Below are 25,914 nucleotides of genomic sequence, written 5' to 3'. Positions count from 1 at the left end.
CAGCCTATTTAGGCTATTTTTTCCACCATTTCTGGCGTTATTTCCGGTTTTTACTGAGATCTCTCCCACTGACGTATCATTTGGTCCACCCGAAACAGGTTGGCCAGGGTGAATAACATCGCCAGTTGGTTATCGTTTTTCAGCAGCCCTTTGTATCTGGCTTTCACGAAGCCGAACTGCCGCTTGATGATGCGAAACGGGTGCTCCACCCTGGCACGGATGCTGGCTTTCATGTATTCGATGTTGATGGCCGTTTTGTTCTTGCGCGGATGCTGCTTCAAGGTTTTTACCCTGCCGGGACGCTCGGCGATCAGCCAGTCCACATCCACCTCGGCCAGCTCCTCGCGCTGTGGCGCTCCTTGGTAGCCGGCATCGGCTGAGACAAATTGCTCCTCTCCATGAAGCAGATTACCCAGCTGATTGAGGTCATGCTCGTTGGCCGCGGTGGTGACTAGGCTGTGGGTCAGGCCACTCTTGGCATCGACACCAATGTGGGCCTTCATGCCAAAGTGCCACTGATTGCCTTTCTTGGTCTGATGCATCTCCGGATCGCGTTGCTGCTCTTTGTTCTTGGTAGAGCTGGGTGCCTCAATGATGGTGGCATCCACCAAAGTGCCTTGGGTCATCATGACGCCTGCTTCGGCCAGCCAGCGATTGATGGTCTTGAACAATTGACGGGCCAGTTGATGCTGCTCGAGCAGGTGGCGGAAATTCATGATGGTGGTGCGATCCGGCAGGGCGCTATCCAGGGATAATCGGGCAAACAGGCGCATGGAGGCGATTTCGTACAGGGCATCTTCCATGGCACCGTCGCTCAGGTTGTACCAATGCTGCATGCAGTGAATACGCAGCATGGTCTCCAGCGGATAGGGCCGTCGGCCATTGCCCGCCTTGGGATAAAACGGCTCGATGACAGCGGTCATATTCTGCCATGGCAGAATCTGCTCCATGCGGGAGAGGAAAATCTCTTTTCGGGTCTGACGGCGCTTAGTGCTGAATTCACTATCGGCGAAGGTGAGTTGATGGCTCATGATGTCCCTCTGGGATGCGCTCCGGATGAATATGATGATCTCATATCAGGAACTTGTTCGCACCTTCCCTAGCGATAAGGATAATCTTTCTGCTGCTTCATTAAGATCAATCCATTTCTTTACTTTTAATATTTTACTTTGTGCCATACGCCACCTCGCGCCCTCTAATTTTAGCGGCTATGCCAGCCCGCAGAGGTGTACGGGTTTTCGGGGATCAGCCTAGACATAGCCTATTCTTTATTCGTCTACTGAAGTCTACTACCGTCAATTAATACTGTCTATTCATACAGTCAGGCACTTTTCCCAAACGAGCCGTGCACCACATTTTCACTATTCTCCAGCGCCTCCATATAGTCGGCATACCACTGAAGCATTTCCCGGCGACCGTCCAGATACTGGGCATGGTTGTACGTGCCACGGATCGAGTTTTTATCAACATGTGCCAGTTGCGTTTCAATCCACGCGGTATTGTAGCCTTGCTCGTGCAGGATGGTGCTCATTGTGTGGCGGAAGCCGTGGCCGGTCGCCTTACCATCGTAGCCAATGCGCTTTATCACCTGATTAATACTGGCCTCGCTCATCGGCTTACCTGCATCATTCCTGCCAGGGAATACGTATTTTCCACGTCCGGTAAGCTGGTGGACCTCCTCCAGAAGTTCTTTTACTTGGTTGGAGATCGGAACTATGTGCGGTCGCCGCATCTTCATTCGTTCTGCGGGGATATTCCAGATGCCCTTATTAAAATCGATCTCCGTCCACTCTGAAGCTCTCAACTCAATAGTACGTAAACCGGTAAGCATCAGCAGGCGTGTAGCATTGCGAGTCACCAGACTGCCGCTGTAGTTATCTAGTGCCCGAAGGAATTCAGGAATTTGCTCAAGTAATAAGTGAGGGTAATGCTTCTGCTTTGGTGCCTTTAAAGCACTAGCGAGGTCCACAACAGGATTATTCTCTGCCCTACCGGTGATAACTGCATAGGTGAATATCTGGCGACACGCTTGCCTAGTCTTTTTGAGTTTATCCAGAACTCCTCGCTGTTCCATTTTGCGTAGCACAGCCAACATCTCAGCCGGTTTAATGTCGGTAATCGAACGGGTGCCAATATACGGAAAGATGTCTTTTTTAAGATACTCCAAGATATCGCTGGAATAGCCGGCTGACCAGTTAGGGCGTTTGTGTTCATGCCATTCCAACGCCAAACGCTCGAAACTATTAGCAACAGCCATGACCTTTGCTTGTTTCTCTGCCTGCTTTTCCTGCCCAGGATCACCACCAGCCGCCAAAATTCTTTTTGCTTCGTCACGTTTAGTCCGAGCCTCAGCCAAGGTGACTGTTGGATATACGCCAAAGACAACCCGCTTCTCTTTTCCTCCAACACGGTATTTCATGCGCCAGCTTTTAGTACCATTGGGGAAAATCTCAAGGTACATGCCCCCGCCATCAGAGAGTTTGTAGGCTTTATCTTTAGGTTTTGAGGCCTTTATTTCTGTTGCTGTGAGCTTCATTTGGGGGCATCGACTTTATTGAACCTGACAATGCCCCCAATAATGCCCCCATTTGGGTGTAGATTTCAATAGACTATAGTGAACGTTAGGAGACTGTGATTTCTTGCTAGGCGGCGTATTGTCTAGATTTTGTGGACTTCGATAGACATTGAGATAAGTAAGAATGGTACGCCCTGTAGGATTCGAACCTACGACCTACGGCTTAGAAGGCCGTTGCTCTATCCAACTGAGCTAAGGGCGCATTGCGAAGTGATTACTTCATGCAGATGAAACGCGTGAATTATACGGTCAGCGCCTGCTGAGTCAATGCCTTTTGTTTCAGTTGCTGGCGAAGTGAACGAATGTTGATTTTTTCTGCTGGTTCAAGGGTATCCAGGAAATCGCCTGGTAACAACTCAGCCCACGAAACGCCAGATTTAGGGATACATGTATTTAGAATATTTATGATTTTGCTTAACATTCCCTTACCCCTCCAGCGGTTCAGGAACTCTTTAATGTTAAGTATCGCCATCAAGGAAGAAAACAGTCACTTCGAACATGGACTAAAAATTATCATCTCCCATTTGGCAAACCAGTGGCATCAGGAGATTTGCTTTTTGCCTGTCGAGGATATCGATCGCGCTGACATCGCGTTTATTTCCCTGGATGAAGATTGGCTCAGCGCCGATTGCTATCAGATTCCGGTCCATACCCGCCGCCAACACCGGGTTGTCATCTGTAACAGAAACGATAAAGATAAGCTGATGTTCCGGCCCTGCCTGTACATGTTGCCACTGATCTATCGGGAAGATGACGTTGAGGAAATGACTAAAAAATTAGTCCTCATCCTGCAAAAACGTGCGCTACGCAACAACGTGCCCGCAACTATCTGCCATTACTGCACCACTCGCAACTTTTCTATCGAAGAACGTCAGTTCTTAATGTTTCTCGCCAGCGGCTATACCTTAGCCGAAACAGCTCACTTGCTCTCGGTAAGCGAAATTCAGGCCAAAGCCACCCGTCGCAGCATTATGAAAAAGCTGCATGTGAAAAACGATCAGCAATTCTTAAGATACATCCGGGCGCATCTGAACTTTCTACAAAATTAGGTGGCATCTCTCTGCCTGGTTTTTTATTGAGAAAAATCTCATCACCAATTAAGTATCGGCACCTACTGTACCTATCTCCATGCTGCCAGAATAATCCTGGCTTACTATTTCCGGGGTAACAGAAAGACACACCCGGTAATATTTTATCTAATCCCATAGAGAGGTTGAACTGGATAAAACGACTTTTTGGGCATTGAGTAAGACATCAGAAAACTTCCGGCAGATTATTCTGATGGGATACGCAATTGCCAGTCTGATGATTGCTGAAGCATTGAAACCCAACAGCACAAGGAAACTCGCCTTTACGCTGGAGAAAATTTGGGTCAGGGATGTTTATAGTCGGCAATTTATCCAGACCTGCCGCAACAGAAATGGAATGGAAAAGGATGCACAGCGCAAAACGCCGGGATCGACATCGCCGTATACGAAACACTAACTGTACCTGGCAATATCCTCACTACACATCACAGGTATTTGACCAACTTGAGTATCTGACGCAAAAACTCGAATACACATTACCGAGTGACACTATATCTCAGGCGATTATTACGACAGATTACTATCTGGCCTATGCGCTGGGTCGACATTTATTTTCAGGAGCACGTACCGCGATCTTCCAGACCATTGAATCGGCCAAAGTCAGCCTGCGAGAGTCGGTAATTAGTCAGTTAGTGGTTGATATGGAAGGTTTAACAATCTCTTATTTTGATGTTCTGGAGTATCTGCGCCAGCTAATTAAACCGCGGAATAACATCCAAATCTTCATATTGCTTTCCCGCCACGATGAAGACCTAATCCCTTTTATTTCTCTGTCCGGTCCATTTTATATCTTGTCACGTAGCCTGCGCCTCCCGGAGATGCGTCGCGCTTTATTGTCGCCAGTCCTTAACTATATTCACTCCAGGCACATAAACCAGCTCGATTGGGAGATGGTGGAATTACTTTTACAAGGTAACTCCTTAAAAGAGATTGCTTTGTTACAAGCTCGCCCCTACCACCGTATCATCTATCGCCTGAACCAGCTGATTGTGCGTCTGGGCTTAGCAAACCGGCAGCGTTTTTTGCACCTGATACATCGCCTCAGCGTTACCTCTGCTCATTTAATTTAACACCCTAACCCTATGTGCCATAAGATTTTTTAGGAAATTACTTATTTTTATATGAGATAAAAGATCTAAATTTCACAACTATTTAATATTTACAACTATTCCTGGTATTATGCTAACTTCCACCACCCCAGTAAACCATACTGATTCTGTGCATATCAGCACAAATAGCGTCATTCCCACCTTAACAAATCCTAAACAATTAGTTTATTGTATTGTTTTTACCATTTAAAAATTTTTTTCAGTCTGCCATAATTCAAACAGCAGTAAAATAATGCCAATAGTCATTAACACATCTGGATCTTTTAGAACATCCTAACTGACATTAACAACCTGAATGTTGTAAGCCTTTTCCGAAAGAACAGAGCAGGTATAATCCCCATAGTTTTCTGATTAATTGTTAGTTTTCCCAGTGTGAAATGGATTTTCCACAAATTCATTGTTCTGTAGAAGAGCAACCGAATAAACAAGGATGAAATAATATTTATTCGACTCTCCCTCAGAACAACCCTTGGCTATTTGACAATATTATAACGCCTGATGTTTTATAAAATTATCAAGATACGCATACAGTTTGAGGCATACAACAATGAAACCAGCATCCGTTATCATTATGGACGAACACCCTATTGTCAGAATGTCGATAGAAGTACTACTTGAAAAAAACAGTAATATCCAGGTTGTGTTGAAGACCGATGACAGCCGTACGGCAATAGAGCACCTGCGCACTTACCCTGTCGATCTTGTCATTCTGGATATTGAACTACCTGGTTCAGATGGATTTACATTACTCAAGAGAATAAAGTCTCTGCAGGAGAATACTCGGGTGCTGTTTCTCTCCTCCAAATCGGAGTCTTTTTATGCCGGGCGTGCTATCAGGGCCGGTGCAAATGGTTTTGTCAGTAAACGAAAGGATTTGAATGATATCTACAATGCGGTAAAAATGATTTTATCGGGATATTCTTTTTTCCCTTCAGACACCCTTAACTTCATTAACAATATAAATATGAAAAAAGGTGTATTGAATGACATGCCGCTCTCTAATCGCGAAGTTACGGTTTTGCGTTATCTGGCAAATGGCCTCTCTAATAAGGAAATTGCTGAGCAGCTGTTACTCAGCAATAAAACGATTAGTGCTCACAAAGCTAACATCTACGCCAAACTCGGCTTGCACACTATCGTTGAGCTGATCGATTACGCAAAAATGCATGAATTAATGTAATAGCACTCCCGGCGAGACTTCGTTCGGGAGCGTTTTATCCGCGCATTGATTAGTTATAGTTAATCATAAATGTGGCATCGGCCCTGGCGAGGCCTGGCTGAACCCCGTCTGCTAACGCGATATAGTTGGCGAAAAAGGTCAGCGTGGCATTGCCGTTTTCATCAATCCCTACGGTTTGGCTGGCCTGCTCGAGCGGTAATCGCGTACGGTCACTGTCATGCAGTTCGATCGCCACCTTTTGCGCCATCACCGCGTCATCAAGCGCCAGCAACGTCGTACCCGGGGCCGGAGTACCAGAAAACGTTATTGACGCGGATCCCGGCGGGCAGCCTTCCAGCTTCAGCGTAAACGCGACTGGTTGGGTAGTATCCCCGCTGGTCTGTAACTGCTTTGTTGGCCAGGTGCCCAATTCAACCGACTTATTGCTGTCGCTGGCAATCACCGCACAGGTAAAGTCCACCACGTTTCCGCGCAGTTCAATATTGATTTCGCCCAGCGATGAGGCCGCATGGCACAACGAGCTGAATGTCAGTATGGGCAGCATCACCAGAAGCGCCCATGAAGTTGGCGTTTGCTTGTTAGTCATAATCTACTCGCAGATAGCCACGGGCAGTAAAAGGCCCTTCGGTAGGTTTATTCCCCGTCACGCTGACCGGCCATGTCCGAATACTCACATTTGCCGCGGCGTTATCATCCAGTTGAAATGGGATCGTGCTGGACAGATTATTGGGCGTCAGCGGTCTACCGGTTTTGTCGGCGACAATGAACCCTAAGTCAGGATTGTCTGATACCATCATTTGCCCGGAGGCTTTCTCGGCCTCTACCCGCATGGTTAAGTAGGCCTGTGCAGCGACGTTGGTGCATTTTATCGCCACCGTTTTGGTCTGCGGATTAATGCCTTCGGGACGGTTTCCTGCCCCCGCCTTGCTGAACAACGATGCGCCAATATCGCCAAAATCAAACTCGACAATCTGCCCTGCGTTCACCTCACAGTTTTGTGGAACCTCCACCTTACCGCTGTAGCTGATAGTATAAACCGGCGTGCTTAGCGCATCTCCAGTACTGGTCGTGACATAGACTCTGAACATGGTCTGGCGCGGGATCGGCACCATGTTAATAAACGAGCGAATCACTTTGAGTTTAAACACCAGCTTTGAATCCATTACGCCAAAAGGCTGCTGTTTCGATACGTTGGGGTGAGTCCCCATGCGGATATAATTACGCGGAGGATAAAACAACCCGGCATAGCTGTCGGTGATGCTCATGGCCCCCAGCAGGTAGTCATTGAGCTTCAGATACTGAAAACCACCCTCGGTACTTTGAACCGGAAGTTCAGTGACATAGCTTCGATAGGTGTAATTCACCGTTGTCCCAGCCGGACAGGTGGCATTAACGCCAACCCAGCCCGATTTTTCCGGTAACGTCACCACCTGCCCCGGCTGATTATTGCTGCTGTTAAAGACGTTCGACAGATCGTAAAAAACATCCGTTGGTGTGCCATTCGAGTTTTGGCAGACCGTTGCCCAGGACGAATGAGCCATCAGCAGTAAAGCGCTTCCCAGTAACAAACCTGTTTGTCGTTTCATCGTATTATTCCTGTCGTGCCGTTGGAGATTCGCACGTCACGTTCGTGAGCGTCACCGCCTGTTTCAGACTCTCCTCAGGCAAGGCATAGTGCGCCACGCAGCGAGCGTTAGCGCTTTCCCCCCATTGGATCAGCAATTCACCTTTTAGCGGCAAGCCGCTTAGGTAGATTTGCCCGTCTTCGCCCACCATACTGGTCACGCCGCTGGTGTTTTCACGCACAACGGATCCAAATGGCACAGGTTTACCTGCATATTTCGCGGTTATCAGCGCCCGCACACCGATACGTGTATCAAACGCGGCTCGCACCAATGCTCCTTGCGTTGGCACGACGCTGCTAACGTTATTTTCCACATCGGTATTGTTGTTCATTGAATTGGTATCTAAGGAAGGTGCGAACAAGTTCCTGATATGAGATCATCATATTCATCCGGAGCGCATCCCAGAGGGACATCATGAGCCATCAACTCACCTTCGCCGATAGTGAATTCAGCACTAAGCGCCGTCAGACCCGAAAAGAGATTTTCCTCTCCCGCATGGAGCAGATTCTGCCATGGCAGAATATGACCGCTGTCATCGAGCCGTTTTATCCCAAGGCGGGCAATGGCCGACGGCCCTATCCGCTGGAGACCATGCTGCGTATTCACTGCATGCAGCATTGGTACAACCTGAGCGACGGTGCCATGGAAGATGCCCTGTACGAAATCGCCTCCATGCGCCTGTTTGCCCGATTATCCCTGGATAGCGCCCTGCCGGATCGCACCACCATCATGAATTTCCGCCACCTGCTCGAGCAGCATCAACTGGCCCGTCAATTGTTCAAGACCATCAATCGCTGGCTGGCCGAAGCAGGCGTCATGATGACCCAAGGCACTTTGGTGGATGCCACCATCATTGAGGCACCCAGCTCTACCAAGAACAAAGAGCAGCAACGCGATCCGGAGATGCATCAGACCAAGAAAGGCAATCAGTGGCACTTTGGCATGAAGGCCCACATTGGTGTCGATGCCAAGAGTGGCCTGACCCACAGCCTAGTCACCACCGCGGCCAACGAGCATGACCTCAATCAGCTGGGTAATCTGCTTCATGGAGAGGAGCAATTTGTCTCAGCCGATGCCGGCTACCAAGGAGCGCCACAGCGCGAGGAGCTGGCCGAGGTGGATGTGGACTGGCTGATCGCCGAGCGTCCCGGCAGGGTAAAAACCTTGAAGCAGCATCCGCGCAAGAACAAAACGGCCATCAACATCGAATACATGAAAGCCAGCATCCGTGCCAGGGTGGAGCACCCGTTTCGCATCATCAAGCGGCAGTTCGGCTTCGTGAAAGCCAGATACAAAGGGCTGCTGAAAAACGATAACCAACTGGCGATGTTATTCACCCTGGCCAACCTGTTTCGGGTGGACCAAATGATACGTCAGTGGGAGAGATCTCAGTAAAAACCGGAAATAACGCCAGAAATGGTGGAAAAAATAGCCTAAATAGGCTGATTCGATGTGTTTGCGGGAAAAAAATCGGCCCAGATCCGCGAAATTTTAATCAGCGAGTCAGCTTGGGAAGAAATGACCTGCTTATTCGCACCTTCCCTGAGTATTTGATTCACTAATTAATCTTCGCGAATATGACTATTCGTCACAGGGTTAAATTAAACATTTCAATTAATGAAAAATACCTGCAAATCCTTTTATTGACCCTGGCCAATTCTTATTGGGACCTAAGAAAAATCTGGGTGAATATTACTTAAATGCTCCCATAAAGGTACGTAACAGACTGGTTTATGGCGCATTACCCCTGAAAACACCAGGGTGATGAATTGTTTCATTCACGTTAATTTTAATTCGCATGCTCATTAATTATCCGGGGGACTTCAGCCTCTGTGCTGATCCCATGCTCTGACCATGGCACCCGTTATCGCACGTAAAAACGCAAACGAAAACTGACAGCACGCCCCGCTTCTGACAAAATAGTGACATCCCCTTCGGTTTAACGTAACAGACGGAATTCTCTCTCTGATGGCAGCAAAGATTATTGACGGTAAAACGATTGCGCAGCAGGTGCGCTCTGAGGTTGCTCAAAAAGTTCAGGCGCGTTTAGCGGCTGGATTACGCGCCCCAGGCCTGGCTGTTGTGCTGGTAGGTAGCAACCCGGCTTCGCAGATTTATGTTGCGAGTAAACGCAAAGCCTGTGACGAAGTGGGGTTTGTCTCCCGCTCCTATGACCTGCCTGAAACCACCAGCGAGGCGGAGCTTCTTGAGCTGATCGATACGCTCAATGCAGATACCACCATCGACGGTATCCTGGTACAACTGCCTTTGCCGGCGGGTATCGACAACGTGAAAGTGCTGGAACGTATTGCGCCAGATAAAGACGTTGACGGTTTCCACCCGTATAACGTCGGTCGCCTGTGCCAGCGCGCACCGCGTCTGCGCCCATGTACTCCGCGCGGTATCGTTACCCTGCTTGAGCGTTACAACATCGATACCTACGGTCTGAATGCCGTGGTCATTGGTGCCTCGAATATTGTCGGTCGCCCAATGAGTATGGAGCTACTGCTGGCTGGGTGCACCACCACCGTCACCCACCGATTCACCAAAGATCTGCGCCGCCACGTAGAAAATGCTGACCTGCTGATTGTTGCCGTCGGTAAACCGGGCTTTATTCCTGGTGAGTGGATCAAAGAAGGTGCGATTGTGATTGATGTCGGCATCAACCGTCTGGAGAATGGTAAGGTTGTTGGCGATGTGGTCTTTGACGATGCGGCCGCACGAGCGTCATATATCACGCCGGTCCCCGGCGGCGTAGGCCCAATGACGGTCGCCACACTTATCGAAAACACGCTGCAGGCGTGTGTTGAATATCATGATGTAAAGGACGTTTAAGATGGCCACATTTTCACTGGGTAAACACCCATACGTTGAACTCTGCGATTTGCTGAAGCTGGAAGGCTGGAGCGAAAGCGGCGCCCAGGCAAAAATTGCTATTGGCGAAGGGTTAGTGAAGGTCGATGGCGTTGTTGAAACGCGTAAACGCTGCAAAATCGTTGCCGGACAGACCGTCAGCTTTGAAGGCCACAGCATTAACGTCGTGGCGTGACCCTAAGTGCCGGATGAGGTTAACACCGTATCCGGCCACTTCCCCCTCTCGTTTTCAGATAATGACTTCATCCCCACTTCACAGTGAACTGATAGCATGTTGTTTTTCCATACGAAGCGATCATCATGCCCACTATCGTTACCCACGCGGCCGTTCCGCTCTGTTTAGGGTTAGGTCTCGGACTTAAAGTCATCCCCCCACGATTACTGTTTGCTGGCGTCGTTCTGGCCATGCTGCCAGATGCCGACGTGTTGTCATTTAAGTTCGGCGTCGCCTACGGCAATGTGTTTGGTCACCGGGGTTTTACCCACTCACTGCTGTTCGCCTTCGTGGTACCGCTGCTCTGCGTCTTGATTGGCCGACGATGGTTTAAGGCGGGATTGATTCGCTGCTGGCTATTCCTGACGGTTTCACTGCTGTCGCACAGTCTGCTGGATTCTGTCACCACCGGCGGTAAAGGCGTCGGCTGGCTGTGGCCGTGGTCGGATGAGCGCTTCTTCGCGCCATGGCAGGTGATTAAAGTCGCCCCGTTTGCGTTATCACGCTACGCCACGCCGTACGGGCACCAGGTGATCATGTCGGAGTTAATGTGGGTATGGCTGCCGGGAATCGTAATGATGGGTGTGCTGTGGTGGTATCGGAAACATTAATCTGCCGGATGCGACGCGCTGCGTCTTATCCGGCCTACACGGCCCGGTAAGCGTAAGCGCCACCGGGCATTACAGAGTTACTTACGACGCCAGGTGGTACCCTGCGGACCGTCTTCCAGCACGATGCCCATCTCGTTGAGACGGTCACGCGCGGCGTCAGCTGCCGCCCAGTCTTTCGCCTTACGTGCATCCAGACGTTGTTGGATTAACGCTTCAATTTCAGCAACTTCACCGTCATCTGCCTGCGCACCACTTTGCAGGAACGCTTCTGGATCCTGTTCCAGCAGGCCCAGTACGCTGGAAAGCTTACGCAGATGCGCAGCCATGCCGTTAGCCGCCGCCATATCTTCACCCTTCAGACGGTTAACCTCACGTGCCATATCAAACAGTACGGAGTAGGCTTCCGGGGTGTTGAAGTCATCGTCCATCGCTTCAATAAAGCGCGCTTCAAAGGCTTCGCCACCGGCTGGCGCAACGGATTTGTCGGTGCCACGCAGCGCGGTATACAGACGCTCCAGCGCAGAACGCGCCTGCTTGAGGTTCTCTTCGCTGTAGTTTAACTGGCTACGGTAATGACCGGACATCAGGAAGTAACGGATAGTTTCGGCGTCGTAGTATTTCAGCACGTCGCGAACGGTAAAGAAGTTGCCCAGCGATTTGGACATTTTCTCGCGGTCAACCATCACCATCCCGGAATGCATCCAGTAATTAACGTACTCACCGTCATGCGCACAGGTGGACTGAGCAATTTCGTTTTCATGGTGCGGGAACATCAGGTCCGAACCGCCGCCGTGAATATCGAAATGGTTGCCCAGCTGTTTGCAGTTCATCGCCGAACATTCGATGTGCCAGCCCGGACGGCCCGCGCCCCACGGAGACGGCCAGCTCGGCTCGCCTTCTTTGGACATTTTCCACAGCACGAAGTCCATCGGGTTGCGTTTCACATCAACCACGTCAACGCGTGCGCCTGCCTGCAGCTGATCCAGATCCTGGCGCGACAGCTGGCCGTAGTTCGGGTCAGTCGGCACGTCGAACATCACGTCGCCGTTATCAGCAACGTAAGCGTGACCTTTGGCAATCAGTTGTTCAGTGATTTCGATAATTTCAGCGATATGGTGCGTAGCACGCGGCTCCAGATTCGGGCGCAGAATATTCAGCGCATCGAAATCGCTGTGCATTTCCGCGATCATTCTGTCGACCAACGCCACAAAGCTTTCGCCGTTTTCATTCGCGCGCTTGATGATTTTGTCATCGATATCGGTAATGTTGCGCACATACTTCAGCTTATAGCCGAGGAAGCGCAGATAACGCGCAACGACGTCGAAAGAAACGAAGGTACGTCCGTGGCCAATATGACAGAGATCGTAAACGGTAATACCACACACGTACATGCCGACTTCCCCGGCATGAATAGGTTTGAATTCCTCTTTTTGGCGCGTCAGTGTATTAAAGATTTTTAACATCGAAGATTCCGTGTAGACGTGTGTGGATAGTAAAGTCTGTATAATACCCATAATTTAGACCGGAAGCAGCACACTTTGCGAGGTGATCGCAGCTTGCGGTTATGCTATAACACACCCCTAACTCTGACCCTTGACGGGGTCGAAGCACCAATCTATCGGAACAGGATGCAAAAATGGTTACTTTCCACACTAATCACGGCGATATCGTAATCAAAACGTTTGATGATAAAGCGCCTGAAACAGTTAAAAACTTCCTGGACTACTGCCGCGAAGGTTTTTACAACAACACCATTTTCCACCGTGTTATTAACGGTTTCATGATCCAGGGCGGCGGTTTCGAGCCAGGCATGAAGCAAAAAGCCACGAAAGAAGCGATCAAAAACGAAGCGAACAACGGTCTGAAAAACACCCGTGGTACGCTGGCGATGGCGCGTACTCAGGCTCCGCACTCCGCAACCGCACAGTTCTTCATCAACGTTGCAGACAACGACTTCCTGAACTTCTCCGGCGAAAGCATGCAGGGTTGGGGTTACTGCGTGTTCGCTGAAGTTGTTGAAGGCATGGACGTGGTTGATAAAATCAAAGGCGTTTCCACTGGTCGCAGCGGTATGCATCAGGATGTGCCAAAAGAAGACGTTATCATCGAAAACGTGACCGTCAGCGAGTAATCGTGGCGACACTGTTTATTGCAGATCTTCACCTCTGCACAGAAGAACCGGCGATCACCGCCGGTTTTCTGCGTTTTTTAGCCGGTGATGCGCGAAAGGCCGATGCGCTATATATTCTTGGCGACCTGTTTGAAGCCTGGATTGGTGACGACGATCCTAATCCGCTGCATCGTGAAATGGCCGCGGCGATAAAATCACTGACTGATTCCGGCGTTCCCTGCTTTTTTATTCACGGCAATCGTGATTTTCTGCTCGGTAAACGTTTTGCCCGTGCGAGCGGCATGACCTTGCTTCCCGAAGAAAAAGTGCTCGACCTGTATGGCCGCAAGGTGCTGATCATGCATGGCGACACCTTATGCACCGACGACGCAGGCTATCAGGCATTTCGCGCCAAAGTGCATCAACCCTGGTTACAGAAGCTGTTCCTCGCTCTGCCGCTGTTCGTTCGCCAGCGAATCGCTGCGAAAATGCGTGCCAACAGCAAAGCAGCCAACACCACCAAATCGCTGGAAATCATGGACGTGAATCAGCAGGCCGTGATTAGCGAGATGGAAAAACATCAGGTTCAGTGGTTAATTCACGGCCATACCCACCGCCCTGCCGTCCACGAGCTTACGGCCAATGAGCAACCCGCTTTCCGCGTGGTATTAGGCGCATGGCACACCGAAGGTTCGATGATCAAAGTCACCCCTGACGACGTTGAACTGATCGCCTTTCCGTTTTAATTCTGCAGATACCCAGTTCCTCTTTACACAAAACTATTCGAGTTGCATCGAGGTGGCAAATCTGTGAGTCCCCTGGAGCTTACAAAAGAAGTGACTGGGGTGAGCAGATGCAGCCAACAAAGAGGCTGCTTGAAGAGTGAAGTGCAAAGCGCGCAATCGTTTTCCTTGGCGGTGAATTATGCTATTCTCTGTGGCCTCAAAAGTCGAGTGTAGTGCACCACAGGAGTTTTCAGACGCATGTCTTCCCGCAATAATCCGGCGCGTGTCGCCATCGTGATGGGGTCCAAAAGCGACTGGGCTACCATGCAGTTCGCCGCCGAAATCTTCGAAATCCTGGACGTTCCGCATCATGTTGAAGTCGTCTCCGCCCACCGCACCCCAGACAAACTGTTTAGCTTCGCCGAAAGCGCTGAAGAGAACGGTTATCAGGTGATTATTGCCGGGGCTGGTGGCGCAGCGCATTTGCCTGGCATGATTGCGGCGAAAACGCTGGTGCCTGTCCTCGGTGTTCCGGTGCAAAGCGCAGCGCTGAGCGGCGTAGATAGCCTCTACTCTATCGTTCAAATGCCGCGCGGTATTCCGGTCGGCACGCTGGCTATCGGCAAAGCGGGCGCGGCAAATGCGGCCCTGCTGGCAGCACAAATTCTGGCAACACACGACAAAGCATTACACCAGCGTCTGAACGACTGGCGCAAAGCGCAAACCGATGAGGTGCTGGAGAACCCGGACCCGCGAGGTGTCGCATGAAGCAGGTCTGCGTACTTGGCAACGGACAGCTAGGGCGCATGCTGCGCCAGGCCGGTGAGCCACTGGGCATAGCAGTCTGGCCCGTCGGGCTGGACGCTGAACCGGCTGCGGTCCCTTTTCAGCAAAGCGTGATCACCGCTGAGATTGAGCGCTGGCCGGAAACGGCACTCACCCGCGAACTGGCACGCCACCCGGCGTTTGTTAACCGCGACGTCTTCCCGATTATTGCCGACCGTCTGACGCAAAAGCAGCTTTTTGACAAGCTCGGTCTGGCGACCGCGCCGTGGCAGCTGCTGGCAGATAAAAGCGAATGGTCTGCGGTATTCGACAAACTTGGCGAGCTGGCGATTGTGAAACGTCGCGTCGGCGGCTACGATGGACGTGGACAGTGGCGCTTGCGCGCAAATGAAACTGAGCAACTGCCGGACGACTGCTACGGCGAGTGCATCGTCGAGCGAGGAATCAACTTCTCCGGTGAAGTCTCACTGGTTGGCGCTCGTGCGCACGACGGCAGCACCGTTTTCTATCCGCTGACCCATAACCTCCATCAGGACGGCATTCTGCGCACCAGCGTGGTATTCCCGCAGGCTAACGCCAGACAGCAGGAACAGGCTGAAGCAATGCTCTCTGCCATCATGCAGGAGCTGGGCTATGTCGGCGTGATGGCGATGGAGTGTTTCATCACTCCGGAAGGTCTGCTGATTAACGAACTGGCTCCGCGCGTGCACAACAGTGGCCACTGGACGCAAAACGGCGCCAGCATCAGCCAGTTTGAGCTGCATCTACGTGCCATTACCGACCTGCCGTTACCGACGCCGGTGGTGAACCACCCTTCGGTGATGGTAAACCTGATTGGTAGCGACCTGAACTACGACTGGCTGAAGCTGCCGCTGGTGCATCTGCACTGGTATGACAAAGAGGTGCGTGAAGGGCGTAAGGTGGGTCATCTGAACCTGAGCGACAGCGATACCGCGCGCCTTAGCGCAACGCTGGAAGCGCTTATCCCCCTGCTGCCGCCGGAATATGCCAGCGGTATTATCTGGGCGCAGTCAAAGCTGAAATAAGCCAATAATGCCGGGGAGTTGATTTTATCCTTCCCCGGCCCCTCCTCTGGCGCGTAAAATCCCCTCCATTGCTGTTTTGTATTTTCAGGATCAAACATGAACGATGGAACGGACTACCGCGCAATTTTGCTCGCCGGTACGCCTTTAATCGATGTACGCGCCCCCGTCGAATTTCAGCAAGGCGCAATGCCGGGCGCAATCAACCTTCCCTTAATGAACGATGACGAACGTGCCGCCGTCGGGACCTGTTATAAACGTCAGGGGCCCGAAGCCGCCCTCGCGCTCGGCCATCAACTGGTCTCGGGTGAGACCCGCCAACAGAGAATGCGGGCCTGGCAGAACGCCTGCCGTCAAAATCCTGCGGGCTATTTATGCTGCGCGCGCGGCGGTCAGCGTTCGCATATTGTGCAGCAGTGGCTGCATGAGTCCGGTATTGACTATCCGCTGATTAAAGGCGGTTACAAAGCCCTGCGCCAGGCAGTGATACAGCTGACTGAAGAATTAGTGCAAAAGCCGATTGTCTTAATTGGCGGCTGTACCGGGAACGGTAAAACCCAACTGGTGCAACAACAGCCAAACGGTGTGGATCTCGAAGGTCTGGCGCACCATCGCGGCTCCTCGTTTGGGCGCACCGTTGAACCTCAATTGAGTCAGGCGAGTTTTGAAAACCTGCTGGCGGTTGAAATGCTCAAAACCGATAGCCGTCAGGATTTACGTCTGTGGGTACTTGAAGATGAAGGCCGCATGATCGGGGCTAATCATCTGCCAGAATGCCTGCGCGAGCGCATGACCCAGGCATCAATTGCGGTGGTGGACGATCCTTTTGAGCGTCGTCTGGAGCGACTAAGCGAAGAGTATTTCGTGAAGATGCACCACGATTTTACCCACGCTTATGGCGAGAGCCAGGGCTGGCAGGAGTACAGCGAGTATCTGCACCACGGCCTGTTCGCTATCCGCCGTCGTCTGGGTTTACAACGTTTTGCCGAGCTGACCACCCTGCTCGACGAGGCTCTGCGCGAACAGCAGGCAACGGGCAGCACCGACGCCCATATGGGCTGGCTGGTGCCGTTGCTCAATGAGTATTACGACCCGATGTATCGTTATCAGCTGGAAAAGAAAGCCGCGAAAATCGTTTTTCGCGGCACATGGCAGGACGTTGCCGAGTGGCTTAACGCACAGTGATCAGTGTCTGTCGCGCTTATCTGCGCGTTTTGCCAGCCAGTCCCCCAGCACCTGAACGACCTGCACCAAAATAATCAGCGCCACCACGGTGACGATCATGACCTGGGTTTCGTAGCGGTAATAACCAAAGCGAATCGCCAGGTCGCCGACTCCACCGCCGCCAACGATCCCGGCCATCGCGGAGTAACCGATCAGACTCACCAGCGTTATCGTCAACCCACGCAGCAGACCCGCGCTCGCTTCAGGTAACAGAACGGTGCAGATGATACGCATCGGGCTGGCACCAAACGCTTCCGCCGCTTCAATAATGCCTTTATCGACTTCACGTAACGCGCTATCAACCAGACGGGCATAGAAAGCGATTGCCGCCACCGAGAGCGGGACCGACGCCGCAATAGGGCCAATGGTATTCCCGAGCAAAAACTGGGTTAGCGGCAGCAGCAGAACCAGCAGGATCACAAACGGTACCGAACGAATGATATTCACCAGCACGGAGCTGAGCAGATACACAAAACGGTTTTGCCAGAATAAATGCCGATCGGTGACGAAAATCAGAAAACCGAGCGGCAGACCACCAATAATTGCCAGCACCGTAGAGATGCTCAGCATCTGGAAAGTTTCATTAAACGCCAGCGTCAAATCAGGCAATAAATCATCCACGAATCACCTCCACCTGTGCAGTACGTTGACGAATATGTTCCACGGCAACTTCCACCGCTGAAGGGTTATGCGGCGCGGTCAGTTGCACGACCAGAATCCCCAGCGCACGTTCGCCAATATATTCAATTTTGCCGTGCAGAATGTTCACCGCCACGCCAAATTTAACCGCGACTTCTGACAACACCGGCTGTTCCGCCGAATCGCCGATGAACAGAATTTTTAGCAACTGACCAGGCAGATGCTGGCGCAGACGCTCGGGCAGCGTCAAATTGAGGGTATGCGACACCAGCTGCTGCGTAAACGCGTGCTGCGGGTGAGCAAAAACGTCAAACACTTCACCAGACTCCACCACCTTGCCGCCGGACATTACCGCCACGCGATCGCAAATCGATTTGATCACGTTCATCTCGTGAGTGATCAGCACGATCGTGATCCCCAGCTGTTGGTTGATCTGCTTAAGCAACGCCAGAATCGTGGCTGAGGTTTCGAGGTCCAGCGCCGAGGTAGGTTCATCACACAGCAGCACATCCGGATGATTGGCAATCGCGCGGGCAATACCCACACGCTGCTTTTGCCCACCGCTGAGCTGAACCGGAAAGCGGTTCGCCTTGTCGGACAGACCCACCAGCGCCAGGATTTCGCTCACGCGCGGACCAATTTTACTTCGCTCCCATCCGGCAGCCTTCAGGCTAAAGGCGACGTTTTGCGCCACGGTACGGGTATGCATCAGGTTAAAATGTTGAAAAATCATCCCGATACGCTGACGGGCTTTACGTAGATGCCCCCCTTCCAGCGCAGAAATTTCTACGCCGTTCACCTTCACGCTTCCCTGGCTCGGACGCGTTAAGGCGTTCAGGGTACGCAGCAGCGTACTTTTCCCCGCGCCGCTGGTCCCGACAATGCCAAATATCTCACCTGCGCCAATGCGCAAGCTAACGTCATCAACCGCCCGGGTTGATGGTCCACGGCCTGCGCTAAAATCCACGCAAACTTTCTCAATCTCAATCATAGCCACCTCAGAAATGCGAAAAGGGCAGTCGTCGCTGCCCCTGTTAACCCTTGTGCGCAGCGATTATTGGGCTGACGACATCCATTCCGGTTTCTGGAAGGCGCTGTAGATATTTTGCGGATCGTCGATCACCGCGCGATACGCCGGAGATTTCACCGCCTCAACAATATCTTTCGCGAACGGTTTATCCGCATCTTCACTGCGTACCGCGATGATATTTTTCAGATTTTCGTCCAGGTGTTCCTGCTTGATGGCGCTGGCGAGATCCATTTTTGCCGCCACGGCAAAGTTACCGTTGACCAGCGCACCGGTCACACCGTCCAGCGTACGCGGCAGTTGTGCCGCTTCCAGCGGTTTAAACACCAGCCCTTTCGGATTGCTGGCGATATCGCGCTCGGAGGCTTTAGTTGGATCAATATTGTCTTTGATGGTGATAAGGCCAATAGACTGCAGGAAACGCAGACCGCGAGCCAGGTTGGTGGGATCGTTGGAGAGCGTGATCACATCTCCTTTTTTCAACTCATCCAGGCTTTTGATTTTATGTGAGTAAAACCCCATCCCGGCCGTCGGGACCACAATCAGCTTGCTCAGCTTCAGGCCTTTATCGGCGGTGAATTTGTCAAAATAGAGCGAATGCTGGAACAGGTTAGCATCAATGCTACCGTTGGAGAGCGCCATGTTTGGCTGCACGTAATCGCTGAATTCGCGCACCACTACCTTATAGCCTTTCTCTTTCAGCGTGGGGGCAATGGCCTGTTTCACCATATCACCGTATGGCCCAGGCGCGACGCCAAACACAATTGTTTGCGGGTCACTGTTCGCATGAGCAAACTGTAATCCACAGGCCAGTAACAGCGCCCCGGTCGCGACGCGTAAACTCTGACGCAATCCCATATTCTCTCCATTTTAACGTTGTGGTGTCATGTCTCACGCCGTTCTTGCGACGTTGTTCTTGTTGGCCCGTTAACAGGCTGATTGTTAACATGACACAGATCACAACCTGCTGTCCTTGAAATTATTTCATGATGTTGCAGAGTATGTTTTTAAATGAAAGAAGGTATGAAAAAGCCGGATGTCGGCACAAGTGCCTTATCCGGCCTACAACAGCTTTCTTAGGCCCGATAAGCGCAAGCGTATCGGGCGGCAGGCGTTCGATTAGAAGTCGTAACGCAGACGAACCAGGTTCATGTCACCCAGATTGTCGGTGCTGGAGGTAAAGACGTGTTCGTAGTCAACACGGAAACCGTAATCCAGCTGGAAGCTGATCCCCACGCCGTTGTCGGTACGCAGATAGTTACGGCCATTCACGTACTCAATACGGTCGCCCATAAAGTACGGCTGAACGGATTTCAGCGCATATTGACCCACCGGGAAGGTGTAACCGGCGAAGTATTCCAGACCCCAGGCGTCACCGGCAAAGTAGTCGTTAACAGAGACTTTTTTGGTGGTCATGAAGTTTTGATACCAACCGCCGCCCATCGAGAAGGTCCAGTTGTCCGGTTTCCAGCTCAGCGCGGTACCGACGATGTTTTGATCGTAGGTTTTGCTGGTGTTGCCACGCATTTCCGCGCGAGTGTAGTTCCACGCCGTACCCCAGGTCAGGTCATCGGTAATGTGATAATCCACACCCAGTGAGCCGCCGCCTTTACGCTTGTAGCGCAGACCGTTGTTCGGGTTGTAATCATCACTGAACAGATAAGAGGCGTAGAGATCGACATCGCCAACCGTTTTCTTATACTTCAGTGATTTACGCGTACGATAGGAACCGTCATAGTCGCCATTGATACCGTTTCCAGGCGCCTGACCGATCATGTCATAGTCCCAGATATCCGTTTTCGCACCAACTACATCATAGTAAATGCTGTTTTGTTGACCGAAGGTCAGCGTACCCCAGGTTGCACTCTTCAGACCGGTGTACAACATACGACGCGTGGTATCGTTGGCACCGTCAGCGTAGTGGTTATCCCAGTTGAACATCGCCGGGAAGTTAACGCCCAGCTCGTAGTAGCTCACCCAACTGATATCATCAAACAGATAGTAGTCAGCGGCGAAGCGGAAACGTGTACCGCCATCGAAGCCATTACGTTTGTAGCCATTCTTACCATCGTCACCGGCCATATTCTGGAACTGCGGACGAATACTGCCGCCGACGGTGAAGTTAAGACGGCTCAGCGGGTTGCCCGCCTGCGGATCTTGTTTCAGGACCGTGATTTCCGCCTGTGAAGCGAAAGTCGTTAATGCCACTGCTGCGCCGATCGATACCGCCAGCGCTGTTTTTTTTATAGTCATTATTTATACCTTGATAGATAGCCTGCAAATTATTCAGCACACAAATATTAACGTTTATTAATACTCTCGTGTTGTTGGGTTTTTATTGTTCTGTGCTGTTAAATATCAAGGAGTTATCAATTTGTGCTACATAGAAAAAAAGACGCACCGATTTTAAAACCGGTGCGTAATCATCACGAATATGAATTAACTACTGAACTGACGGAACAGCGCTTTACCTTTTAGCAGACGTGAACCGAGCCATCCGCCGCATAAAGAGAGCAGCAATGCTCCACTAAATGGTAATACTACCCACAGTCGCCAGTCTGGCTCCCACGGGAAATCAAACACTTTGGTTTGCAGTACCGCCAACGCTGTTTCCGCACCGATGGCCGCCACCAGTCCGGCAACCATCCCGAGCATGGCGAACTCGCACCACAGCGTGGTACGCAGCAGCTTCTTACCTGCTCCCAGCGTGCGCCAGACCACCAACTCCTGATGACGCTGACGCATCCCGACCTGGACCTGCGCCAATAGCAGCAGCATGCCACAGGCGGTGACCAGTACCACCATCACCTCCAGTGCGCGGCTCACCTGATCCAGCACCTGGCTCACCTGTTTGAGGATGGCGCCAATATCCAGCAGGCTGATGGTCGGGAATTCGCGGTTAAGCTGCGTTAGCATGCCGTTGCCGTTCTCCCAGCTAAAGCTGGTTAACCAGCTTTGCGGCTGAGCATCCAGCGCGCCGGAGGGGAAGATAAAGAAGAAGTTGGGCCGCAGGCTTTCCCAGTCCACTTTGCGCAGACTGCTGACCATGGCGCTGAAATCCTGGGTATCGCCCATAAAAGTCACCCGATCGCCGAGTTTGACGTTCAGCCGTTTCGCTAACCCCTCTTCCATCGACACCTCGCCCGCTTTTGGCGGCCAGCTTCCGGCGGTTATCGGGTTATGATCCGGTCGGGTATCCTGCCAGGTCAGGTTAAGCTCGCGGTTCAGCGCCTCATCCTGATTGCCTTCGGTCGGCTTCTCATTGATAGCCGTCAGACGCGCCCGCACAATCGGATAGAACGATTCCGGGATCACCTGATGTTCGGACAGGAAAGCCTTCAGCGGAACCACCTGCTCGGTGGCAATGTTGATCAGGAAATAGTTCGGACTTTCCGGCGGCATTTGCTGCTGCCAGCGGTCGAGCAGATCGCCGCGCAGCACCAGTAACAACGCCAGCAGCATAAAGGAAAGCGAAAATGCCGATAGCTGGCTGAGCGTTGACCACGGCTGGCGTAACAGTCGACTGACCGCCAAACGCAGCGGCAGTGAGGAGAGCGTCAGACCACGCAGCACGTTGAGCAGCATCCAGCCGAGCACCCCGCACAACAGCGCCAGTACCACCGCACCAGCCAGTACCGCCCACAGCAGTGGACTTCCGCCCATCAGTCCAGCAAGCAGTGCAATCACGACTATCACGACCACCGGCAAATAAAACTTCAGGGGCCAGACGTTTGCCACCACGTCACGGCGCAGCACCCGCAGCGGCTGCGTTGCCAGCAGCAGGCGGTAAGGGCGTAACCCCACCAATAGCGAAATCACCGTCATGGTGCCTAGTGCCCATAACCACGGCCAGGGGCTGGCAGGCGGTAGTTCTCCAGGCAGAACCGGCTTGAGCAGCAGCACCAGCACGCGCTCGAATAACAGTCCGAATAGTCCGCCGGTCACGCCAGACAGCGCCAGCACCATCAGCCATTGACCAACAATCAGCCTGCGCAGTTGCGCTCTGCCCGCACCGAGGGTTTTCAGAATAGCCACCAGATCGTAACGGCTGCGGCAATAATGGCTCATAGCCACGGCAACCGCGGCGACCGCCAGCAGCAGCGTTAACAGCGCCGAAAGCAGCAAGAACTGTTGCGAACGCTCAAGTGATTTCCCCAGCGCCCCTTCATCCTGCTCCAGCCCATACCAGCGCTGTTCAGGCTTTAACTGTGGCAGCAGCCACTTTTCATAGGCTTCCAGTTGCGATGGCGTCCCGCCAAATTTATAGCGCCAGGTCACGCGGCTTCCCGGCTGGACCGCCGCCGTTTTTTCGACATCCGCCATGTTCATCATCAGACGCGGTGCTATCTGGAACGGATTAAAACCAGAATCCGGCTCCTGCACCACCTCCCCGGCAATACGCAGCGTGGCATCGCCAACGTCGATGGAATCACCGACTTTTAAGTTGAGTAGCGCCATCAGACGTGGGGCCAGCAGAACCGAGCCCGGCTGCGGTTTCAGTCCCGGCGGGTTGGTTTGCAGTGTGCCGTACATCGGATACACATCATCTACCGCTTTGACGTTCGCCAGCTGCGGCGTATCCCGGGCAAAAGTCATGGTGGCAAAGGTGAGCTGTTCGCCCACCTTCAGGCCACGCTGTCGCGCCTCGTCAATCCACGCTTTCGGCACGGTACGCGAACTTTGTAGCGACCGATCGCCCGCCATAAACTCACGGCTTTGCTGGCTCAGCCCTTTTTCCATACGATCGCTGATATTGCCCAGCGCCAGCACACAGGCTACCGCCAGGCTCAGCGCCAGCCAGACAATCAGTAGTGAAGGCGAGCGCCATTCGCGCCAGAACCAGCGTGCAATCATGCCTCCTCCTGCAACTGTCCATTCACCAGACGTAAGCGCCTGTCGCAACGCGCCGCCAACTGCGGGTCATGCGTCACCAGAATCAGGGTGGTGCCGTGTTCCCGGTTCAGAGAAAACAACAGGTCGGCTATTTTGTCTCCGGTCTGGCGATCGAGGTTGCCCGTTGGTTCATCGGCAAACAGCACGTCAGGGCGACCGTTAAACGCTCGCGCCAGCGCCACGCGCTGCTGCTCCCCGCCGGAAAGCTGGGCCGGAAGATGATCGAGACGTTTTCCCAGCCCAAGTTGCTCGAGCAGCGTTTTTGCCCCGTCGCGGCTTTTTCCGCTATTTTCGCCGCGCAACAGCGCGGGCAGTTCGACGTTTTCCAGCGCGTTGAGGGTCGGAATTAACATGAATGACTGGAAGACAAAACCCACGTGTCGCGCCCGCAGCTGCGCCCGGGCTTCTTCGTCCATGGTGTGCAGCGCCTGCCCCACCAGGCTGACTTCACCGCTGGTGCCATCGTCAAGCCCGGCGAGAATCGCCAGCAGCGTAGATTTCCCCGATCCCGACTCGCCAATCAACGCAATGGTCTCGGCGCGTTTGACAACCAGTTCAACTCCGGTAAGGATGGATAGCTCATGATCACCCTGACCGACGGATTTCTTAAGATGATGAACTTCAACAATGTTTTCCGCTGGCATTGGCCTTTCCTGTTCCTGGTCCTGTTAACTTTCCGCGCCGCCGCAGCGGACACGTTATTAATTCTGGGTGACAGCCTGAGCGCCGGATACCGAATGTCCGCCAGCGCCGCGTGGCCTGCGCTACTTAATGATAAATGGCAAACCAAAACGCCGGTGGTGAATGCCAGCATTAGCGGCGACACCTCGCAGCAAGGTCTGGCCCGTCTGCCTGCATTACTCAAGCAGCACCAGCCGCGCTGGGTGCTGGTCGAACTTGGCGGCAACGACGGCCTGCGCGGCTTCGCGCCTGCGCAAACCGAACAAACCCTGCGCACGATTCTGCAGGACGTAAAAGCGGCAAATGCCGAACCACTGCTGATGCAAATTCGTCTGCCGGCAAACTACGGTCGCCGTTATAATGAAACCTTTAGCGCGATTTATCCAAAGCTCGCCAAAGAGTTTGATATCCCTCTGCTGCCATTTTTCATGGAAGAGGTTTATCTGAAACCCCAGTGGATGCAGGATGATGGTATTCATCCTAACCGTGACGCCCAGCCGTTTATCGCCGACTGGATGGCGCAACATCTCACCCCTTTTCTATCCTAAATAATTCGAGTTGTATGAAGGCGGCAAGTGAGAGAGTCCCCAGGAGCATAGATAACTATGTGACTGGGGTGAGCGAGCGTAGCCAACGCGCAGACAACTTGAAGTATGACGGATATAGTAAATCACGACTCGTAATTCAACGGAGATCCTGACAGGTAAAGTTATGCAAAAATCGGTCTTAATAACAGGATGTTCCAGCGGAATCGGCCTGGAAAGTGCGCTTGAGCTAAAGCGCCAGGGTTTTCAAATTCTGGCAGGCTGTCGCAAACCTGACGATGTCGCGCGTATGAACAGCATGGGATTCACTGGCGTGTTGCTGGATCTGGATTCACCCGAAAGCGTGGATCGTGCCGCCGATGAAGTGATCGCCCTGACCGATAATCGTTTATATGGGATCTTTAACAACGCCGGATACGGTGTCTATGGTCCCCTGCCCACCATCAGCCGTGAACAGATGGAACAGCAGTTTTCCGCCAACTTCTTTGGCGCACATCAGCTTACCATGCGCCTGTTACCTGCCATGTTACCCCACGGCGAAGGGCGCATTGTGATGACCTCATCGGTGATGGGATTGATCTCAACGCCGGGACGCGGCGCCTATGCCGCCAGCAAATATGCACTGGAAGCCTGGTCCGACGCACTGCGTATGGAACTGCGCCACAGCGGGATTAAGGTCAGCCTGATTGAACCCGGCCCCATCCGTACCCGCTTTACCGAAAACGTCAACCAGACCCAGAGCGATGCTCCCGTTGAAAATCCCGGCATTGCCGCGCGTTTTACGCTGGGACCAGAAGCGGTTGTCGCCAAAGTGCGTCATGCGTTTGAGAGCGATAAACCAAAGCTACGTTATCCGGTTACGCTGGTGACCTGGGCAGTGATGCTGCTTAAACGCCTGTTGCCAGGCCGCATAATGGACAAAATTTTACAGGGTTGAGTTGAAGCTCGCGCGTCAGCCCCCATGT

At 52.4% G+C, this 25,914-nt stretch carries 27 protein-coding genes, 1 tRNA gene and 1 pseudogene; 15 read left to right on the top strand and 14 right to left on the bottom strand.

The window, feature by feature from the left end:
• Positions 1–50: 50 nt before the first annotated feature.
• From C2U43_RS06590 to C2U43_RS06570, 4 genes are all read right to left on the bottom strand, one after another.
• Entirely contained in the window at positions 51–1,031 is a 981-nt protein-coding gene (locus tag C2U43_RS06590; protein WP_000019450.1) for an IS5-like element ISKpn26 family transposase, read from the bottom strand.
• A 290-nt stretch (positions 1,032–1,321) separates the two neighbouring features.
• Entirely contained in the window at positions 1,322–2,536 is a 1,215-nt protein-coding gene (locus C2U43_RS06580; protein WP_080090330.1) for a tyrosine-type recombinase/integrase, read from the bottom strand.
• Positions 2,537–2,700: 164 nt separating this feature from the next.
• Positions 2,701–2,777 (bottom strand) — tRNA-Arg (locus tag C2U43_RS06575).
• Positions 2,778–2,816: 39 nt separating this feature from the next.
• Positions 2,817–2,996, bottom strand: coding sequence for a hypothetical protein (locus C2U43_RS06570; RefSeq protein ID WP_048235938.1), 180 nt, complete (start codon positions 2,994–2,996; stop codon positions 2,817–2,819).
• A gap of 34 nt (positions 2,997–3,030) precedes the next feature.
• On the opposite strand from C2U43_RS06570, the gene fimW reads away from it, so the two are divergent.
• The 3 genes from fimW to fimZ all read left to right on the top strand — a co-directional run bounded on the left by fimW (position 3,031) and on the right by fimZ (position 5,952).
• Complete coding sequence (gene fimW / locus C2U43_RS06565; RefSeq protein WP_008784010.1) at positions 3,031–3,624, top strand: fimbria biosynthesis transcriptional regulator FimW; 594 nt, start codon at positions 3,031–3,033, stop codon at positions 3,622–3,624.
• 386 nt (positions 3,625–4,010) lie between these two features.
• Positions 4,011–4,733: a fimbria biosynthesis regulator FimY gene (fimY, locus tag C2U43_RS06560; protein WP_103284832.1), complete on the top strand. Its 723-nt coding sequence runs from the start codon at positions 4,011–4,013 to the stop codon at positions 4,731–4,733.
• Between the two features lie 586 nt (positions 4,734–5,319).
• Positions 5,320–5,952, top strand: coding sequence for a fimbria biosynthesis transcriptional regulator FimZ (gene fimZ / locus C2U43_RS06555; protein ID WP_003831119.1), 633 nt, complete (start codon positions 5,320–5,322; stop codon positions 5,950–5,952).
• 49 nt (positions 5,953–6,001) lie between these two features.
• On the opposite strand, the gene sfmF is transcribed toward fimZ, so the two are convergent.
• The 3 genes and pseudogenes from sfmF to C2U43_RS06540 form a co-directional block, all read right to left on the bottom strand.
• Positions 6,002–6,496 carry a fimbria assembly protein gene (gene sfmF, locus C2U43_RS06550; protein WP_187392937.1) on the bottom strand — a complete coding sequence of 165 codons (495 nt, stop codon included), beginning with the start codon at positions 6,494–6,496 and terminating at the stop codon, positions 6,002–6,004.
• A gap of 34 nt (positions 6,497–6,530) precedes the next feature.
• Positions 6,531–7,538, bottom strand: coding sequence for a type 1 fimbria D-mannose specific adhesin FimH (fimH, locus tag C2U43_RS06545; RefSeq protein ID WP_103284831.1), 1,008 nt, complete (start codon positions 7,536–7,538; stop codon positions 6,531–6,533).
• A gap of 4 nt (positions 7,539–7,542) precedes the next feature.
• Positions 7,543–7,926: pseudogene (locus tag C2U43_RS06540) on the bottom strand (FimD/PapC C-terminal domain-containing protein); the annotation flags it as partial.
• 65 nt (positions 7,927–7,991) lie between these two features.
• Here C2U43_RS06540 and C2U43_RS06535 point away from each other — a divergent pair.
• From C2U43_RS06535 to C2U43_RS06515, 5 genes are all read left to right on the top strand, one after another.
• The gene (locus tag C2U43_RS06535) at positions 7,992–8,972 is read left to right on the top strand and encodes an IS5-like element ISKpn26 family transposase (protein WP_000019450.1); all 981 of its coding nucleotides are present in this window, start codon (positions 7,992–7,994) and stop codon (positions 8,970–8,972) included.
• Entirely contained in the window at positions 8,954–9,139 is a 186-nt protein-coding gene (locus C2U43_RS30020; RefSeq protein WP_327004145.1) for a hypothetical protein, read from the top strand. Before C2U43_RS06535 ends, C2U43_RS30020 begins: the two co-directional genes overlap by 19 nt.
• A 406-nt stretch (positions 9,140–9,545) precedes the next feature.
• Positions 9,546–10,412 (top strand): bifunctional methylenetetrahydrofolate dehydrogenase/methenyltetrahydrofolate cyclohydrolase FolD, encoded by an 867-nt coding sequence (folD, locus tag C2U43_RS06525; RefSeq protein ID WP_003831112.1) that lies wholly within the window; start codon positions 9,546–9,548, stop codon positions 10,410–10,412.
• 1 nt (position 10,413) lies between these two features.
• Positions 10,414–10,626, top strand: coding sequence for a ribosome-associated protein YbcJ (ybcJ, locus tag C2U43_RS06520; protein WP_103284829.1), 213 nt, complete (start codon positions 10,414–10,416; stop codon positions 10,624–10,626).
• 125 nt (positions 10,627–10,751) lie between these two features.
• The gene (locus C2U43_RS06515) at positions 10,752–11,276 is read left to right on the top strand and encodes a metal-dependent hydrolase (RefSeq protein ID WP_003831110.1); all 525 of its coding nucleotides are present in this window, start codon (positions 10,752–10,754) and stop codon (positions 11,274–11,276) included.
• A gap of 77 nt (positions 11,277–11,353) precedes the next feature.
• On the opposite strand, the gene cysS is transcribed toward C2U43_RS06515, so the two are convergent.
• A complete protein-coding gene (gene cysS, locus C2U43_RS06510; RefSeq protein WP_103284828.1) occupies positions 11,354–12,739 on the bottom strand; it encodes a cysteine--tRNA ligase in 1,386 nt (461 codons plus the stop codon).
• A gap of 173 nt (positions 12,740–12,912) precedes the next feature.
• Here cysS and ppiB point away from each other — a divergent pair, with 173 nt between their 5' ends.
• From ppiB to mnmH, 5 genes are all read left to right on the top strand, one after another.
• On the top strand, positions 12,913–13,407 hold the full coding sequence (gene ppiB, locus C2U43_RS06505; RefSeq protein ID WP_003021875.1) for a peptidylprolyl isomerase B: 495 nt from the start codon (positions 12,913–12,915) through the stop codon (positions 13,405–13,407).
• 2 nt (positions 13,408–13,409) lie between these two features.
• Positions 13,410–14,132, top strand: a complete 723-nt coding sequence (gene lpxH, locus C2U43_RS06500) for a UDP-2,3-diacylglucosamine diphosphatase (RefSeq protein WP_060682629.1) — start codon at positions 13,410–13,412, stop codon at positions 14,130–14,132.
• A gap of 237 nt (positions 14,133–14,369) precedes the next feature.
• Positions 14,370–14,879: a 5-(carboxyamino)imidazole ribonucleotide mutase gene (purE, locus tag C2U43_RS06490; protein ID WP_003831107.1), complete on the top strand. Its 510-nt coding sequence runs from the start codon at positions 14,370–14,372 to the stop codon at positions 14,877–14,879.
• Positions 14,876–15,943, top strand: coding sequence for a 5-(carboxyamino)imidazole ribonucleotide synthase (gene purK, locus C2U43_RS06485; protein WP_003831106.1), 1,068 nt, complete (start codon positions 14,876–14,878; stop codon positions 15,941–15,943). The genes purE and purK overlap by 4 nt, the downstream gene beginning before the upstream one ends.
• A 96-nt stretch (positions 15,944–16,039) precedes the next feature.
• Positions 16,040–17,125 carry a tRNA 2-selenouridine(34) synthase MnmH gene (gene mnmH, locus C2U43_RS06480; RefSeq protein ID WP_103284827.1) on the top strand — a complete coding sequence of 362 codons (1,086 nt, stop codon included), beginning with the start codon at positions 16,040–16,042 and terminating at the stop codon, positions 17,123–17,125.
• Here the strand turns inward: mnmH and C2U43_RS06475 are convergent, their stop codons facing one another.
• The 6 genes from C2U43_RS06475 to ybbA form a co-directional block, all read right to left on the bottom strand.
• Positions 17,126–17,785: a methionine ABC transporter permease gene (locus tag C2U43_RS06475; protein WP_003831085.1), complete on the bottom strand. Its 660-nt coding sequence runs from the start codon at positions 17,783–17,785 to the stop codon at positions 17,126–17,128.
• Complete coding sequence (sfbB, locus tag C2U43_RS06470) at positions 17,778–18,794, bottom strand: virulence-associated ABC transporter ATP-binding protein SfbB (protein ID WP_032942581.1); 1,017 nt, start codon at positions 18,792–18,794, stop codon at positions 17,778–17,780. The genes C2U43_RS06475 and sfbB overlap by 8 nt, the downstream gene beginning before the upstream one ends.
• 63 nt (positions 18,795–18,857) lie before the next feature.
• Complete coding sequence (locus C2U43_RS06465; protein WP_103284826.1) at positions 18,858–19,688, bottom strand: MetQ/NlpA family ABC transporter substrate-binding protein; 831 nt, start codon at positions 19,686–19,688, stop codon at positions 18,858–18,860.
• Between the two features lie 261 nt (positions 19,689–19,949).
• The gene (locus C2U43_RS06460; RefSeq protein ID WP_048214766.1) at positions 19,950–21,083 is read right to left on the bottom strand and encodes a porin; all 1,134 of its coding nucleotides are present in this window, start codon (positions 21,081–21,083) and stop codon (positions 19,950–19,952) included.
• A gap of 186 nt (positions 21,084–21,269) precedes the next feature.
• Positions 21,270–23,684 (bottom strand): putative ABC transporter permease subunit YbbP, encoded by a 2,415-nt coding sequence (gene ybbP / locus C2U43_RS06455; RefSeq protein ID WP_103284825.1) that lies wholly within the window; start codon positions 23,682–23,684, stop codon positions 21,270–21,272.
• Positions 23,681–24,367 carry a putative ABC transporter ATP-binding protein YbbA gene (gene ybbA / locus C2U43_RS06450; RefSeq protein ID WP_008783992.1) on the bottom strand — a complete coding sequence of 229 codons (687 nt, stop codon included), beginning with the start codon at positions 24,365–24,367 and terminating at the stop codon, positions 23,681–23,683. The genes ybbP and ybbA overlap by 4 nt, the downstream gene beginning before the upstream one ends.
• Here ybbA and tesA point away from each other — a divergent pair.
• Positions 24,335–24,952, top strand: a complete 618-nt coding sequence (tesA, locus tag C2U43_RS06445; RefSeq protein WP_087051704.1) for a multifunctional acyl-CoA thioesterase I/protease I/lysophospholipase L1 — start codon at positions 24,335–24,337, stop codon at positions 24,950–24,952. The genes ybbA and tesA overlap by 33 nt on opposite strands.
• A gap of 163 nt (positions 24,953–25,115) precedes the next feature.
• Complete coding sequence (locus C2U43_RS06440) at positions 25,116–25,886, top strand: SDR family oxidoreductase (RefSeq protein ID WP_003835790.1); 771 nt, start codon at positions 25,116–25,118, stop codon at positions 25,884–25,886.
• Positions 25,887–25,914 lie beyond the last annotated feature (28 nt).

The sequence above is a fragment of the Citrobacter freundii complex sp. CFNIH9 genome (assembly GCF_002903305.1).
In the GTDB taxonomy this organism is placed as follows: domain Bacteria; phylum Pseudomonadota; class Gammaproteobacteria; order Enterobacterales; family Enterobacteriaceae; genus Citrobacter; species Citrobacter portucalensis.
The sequence above is the reverse complement of the archived record's forward strand: the minus strand, read 5'-3'. Positions and strand labels throughout refer to the sequence as shown.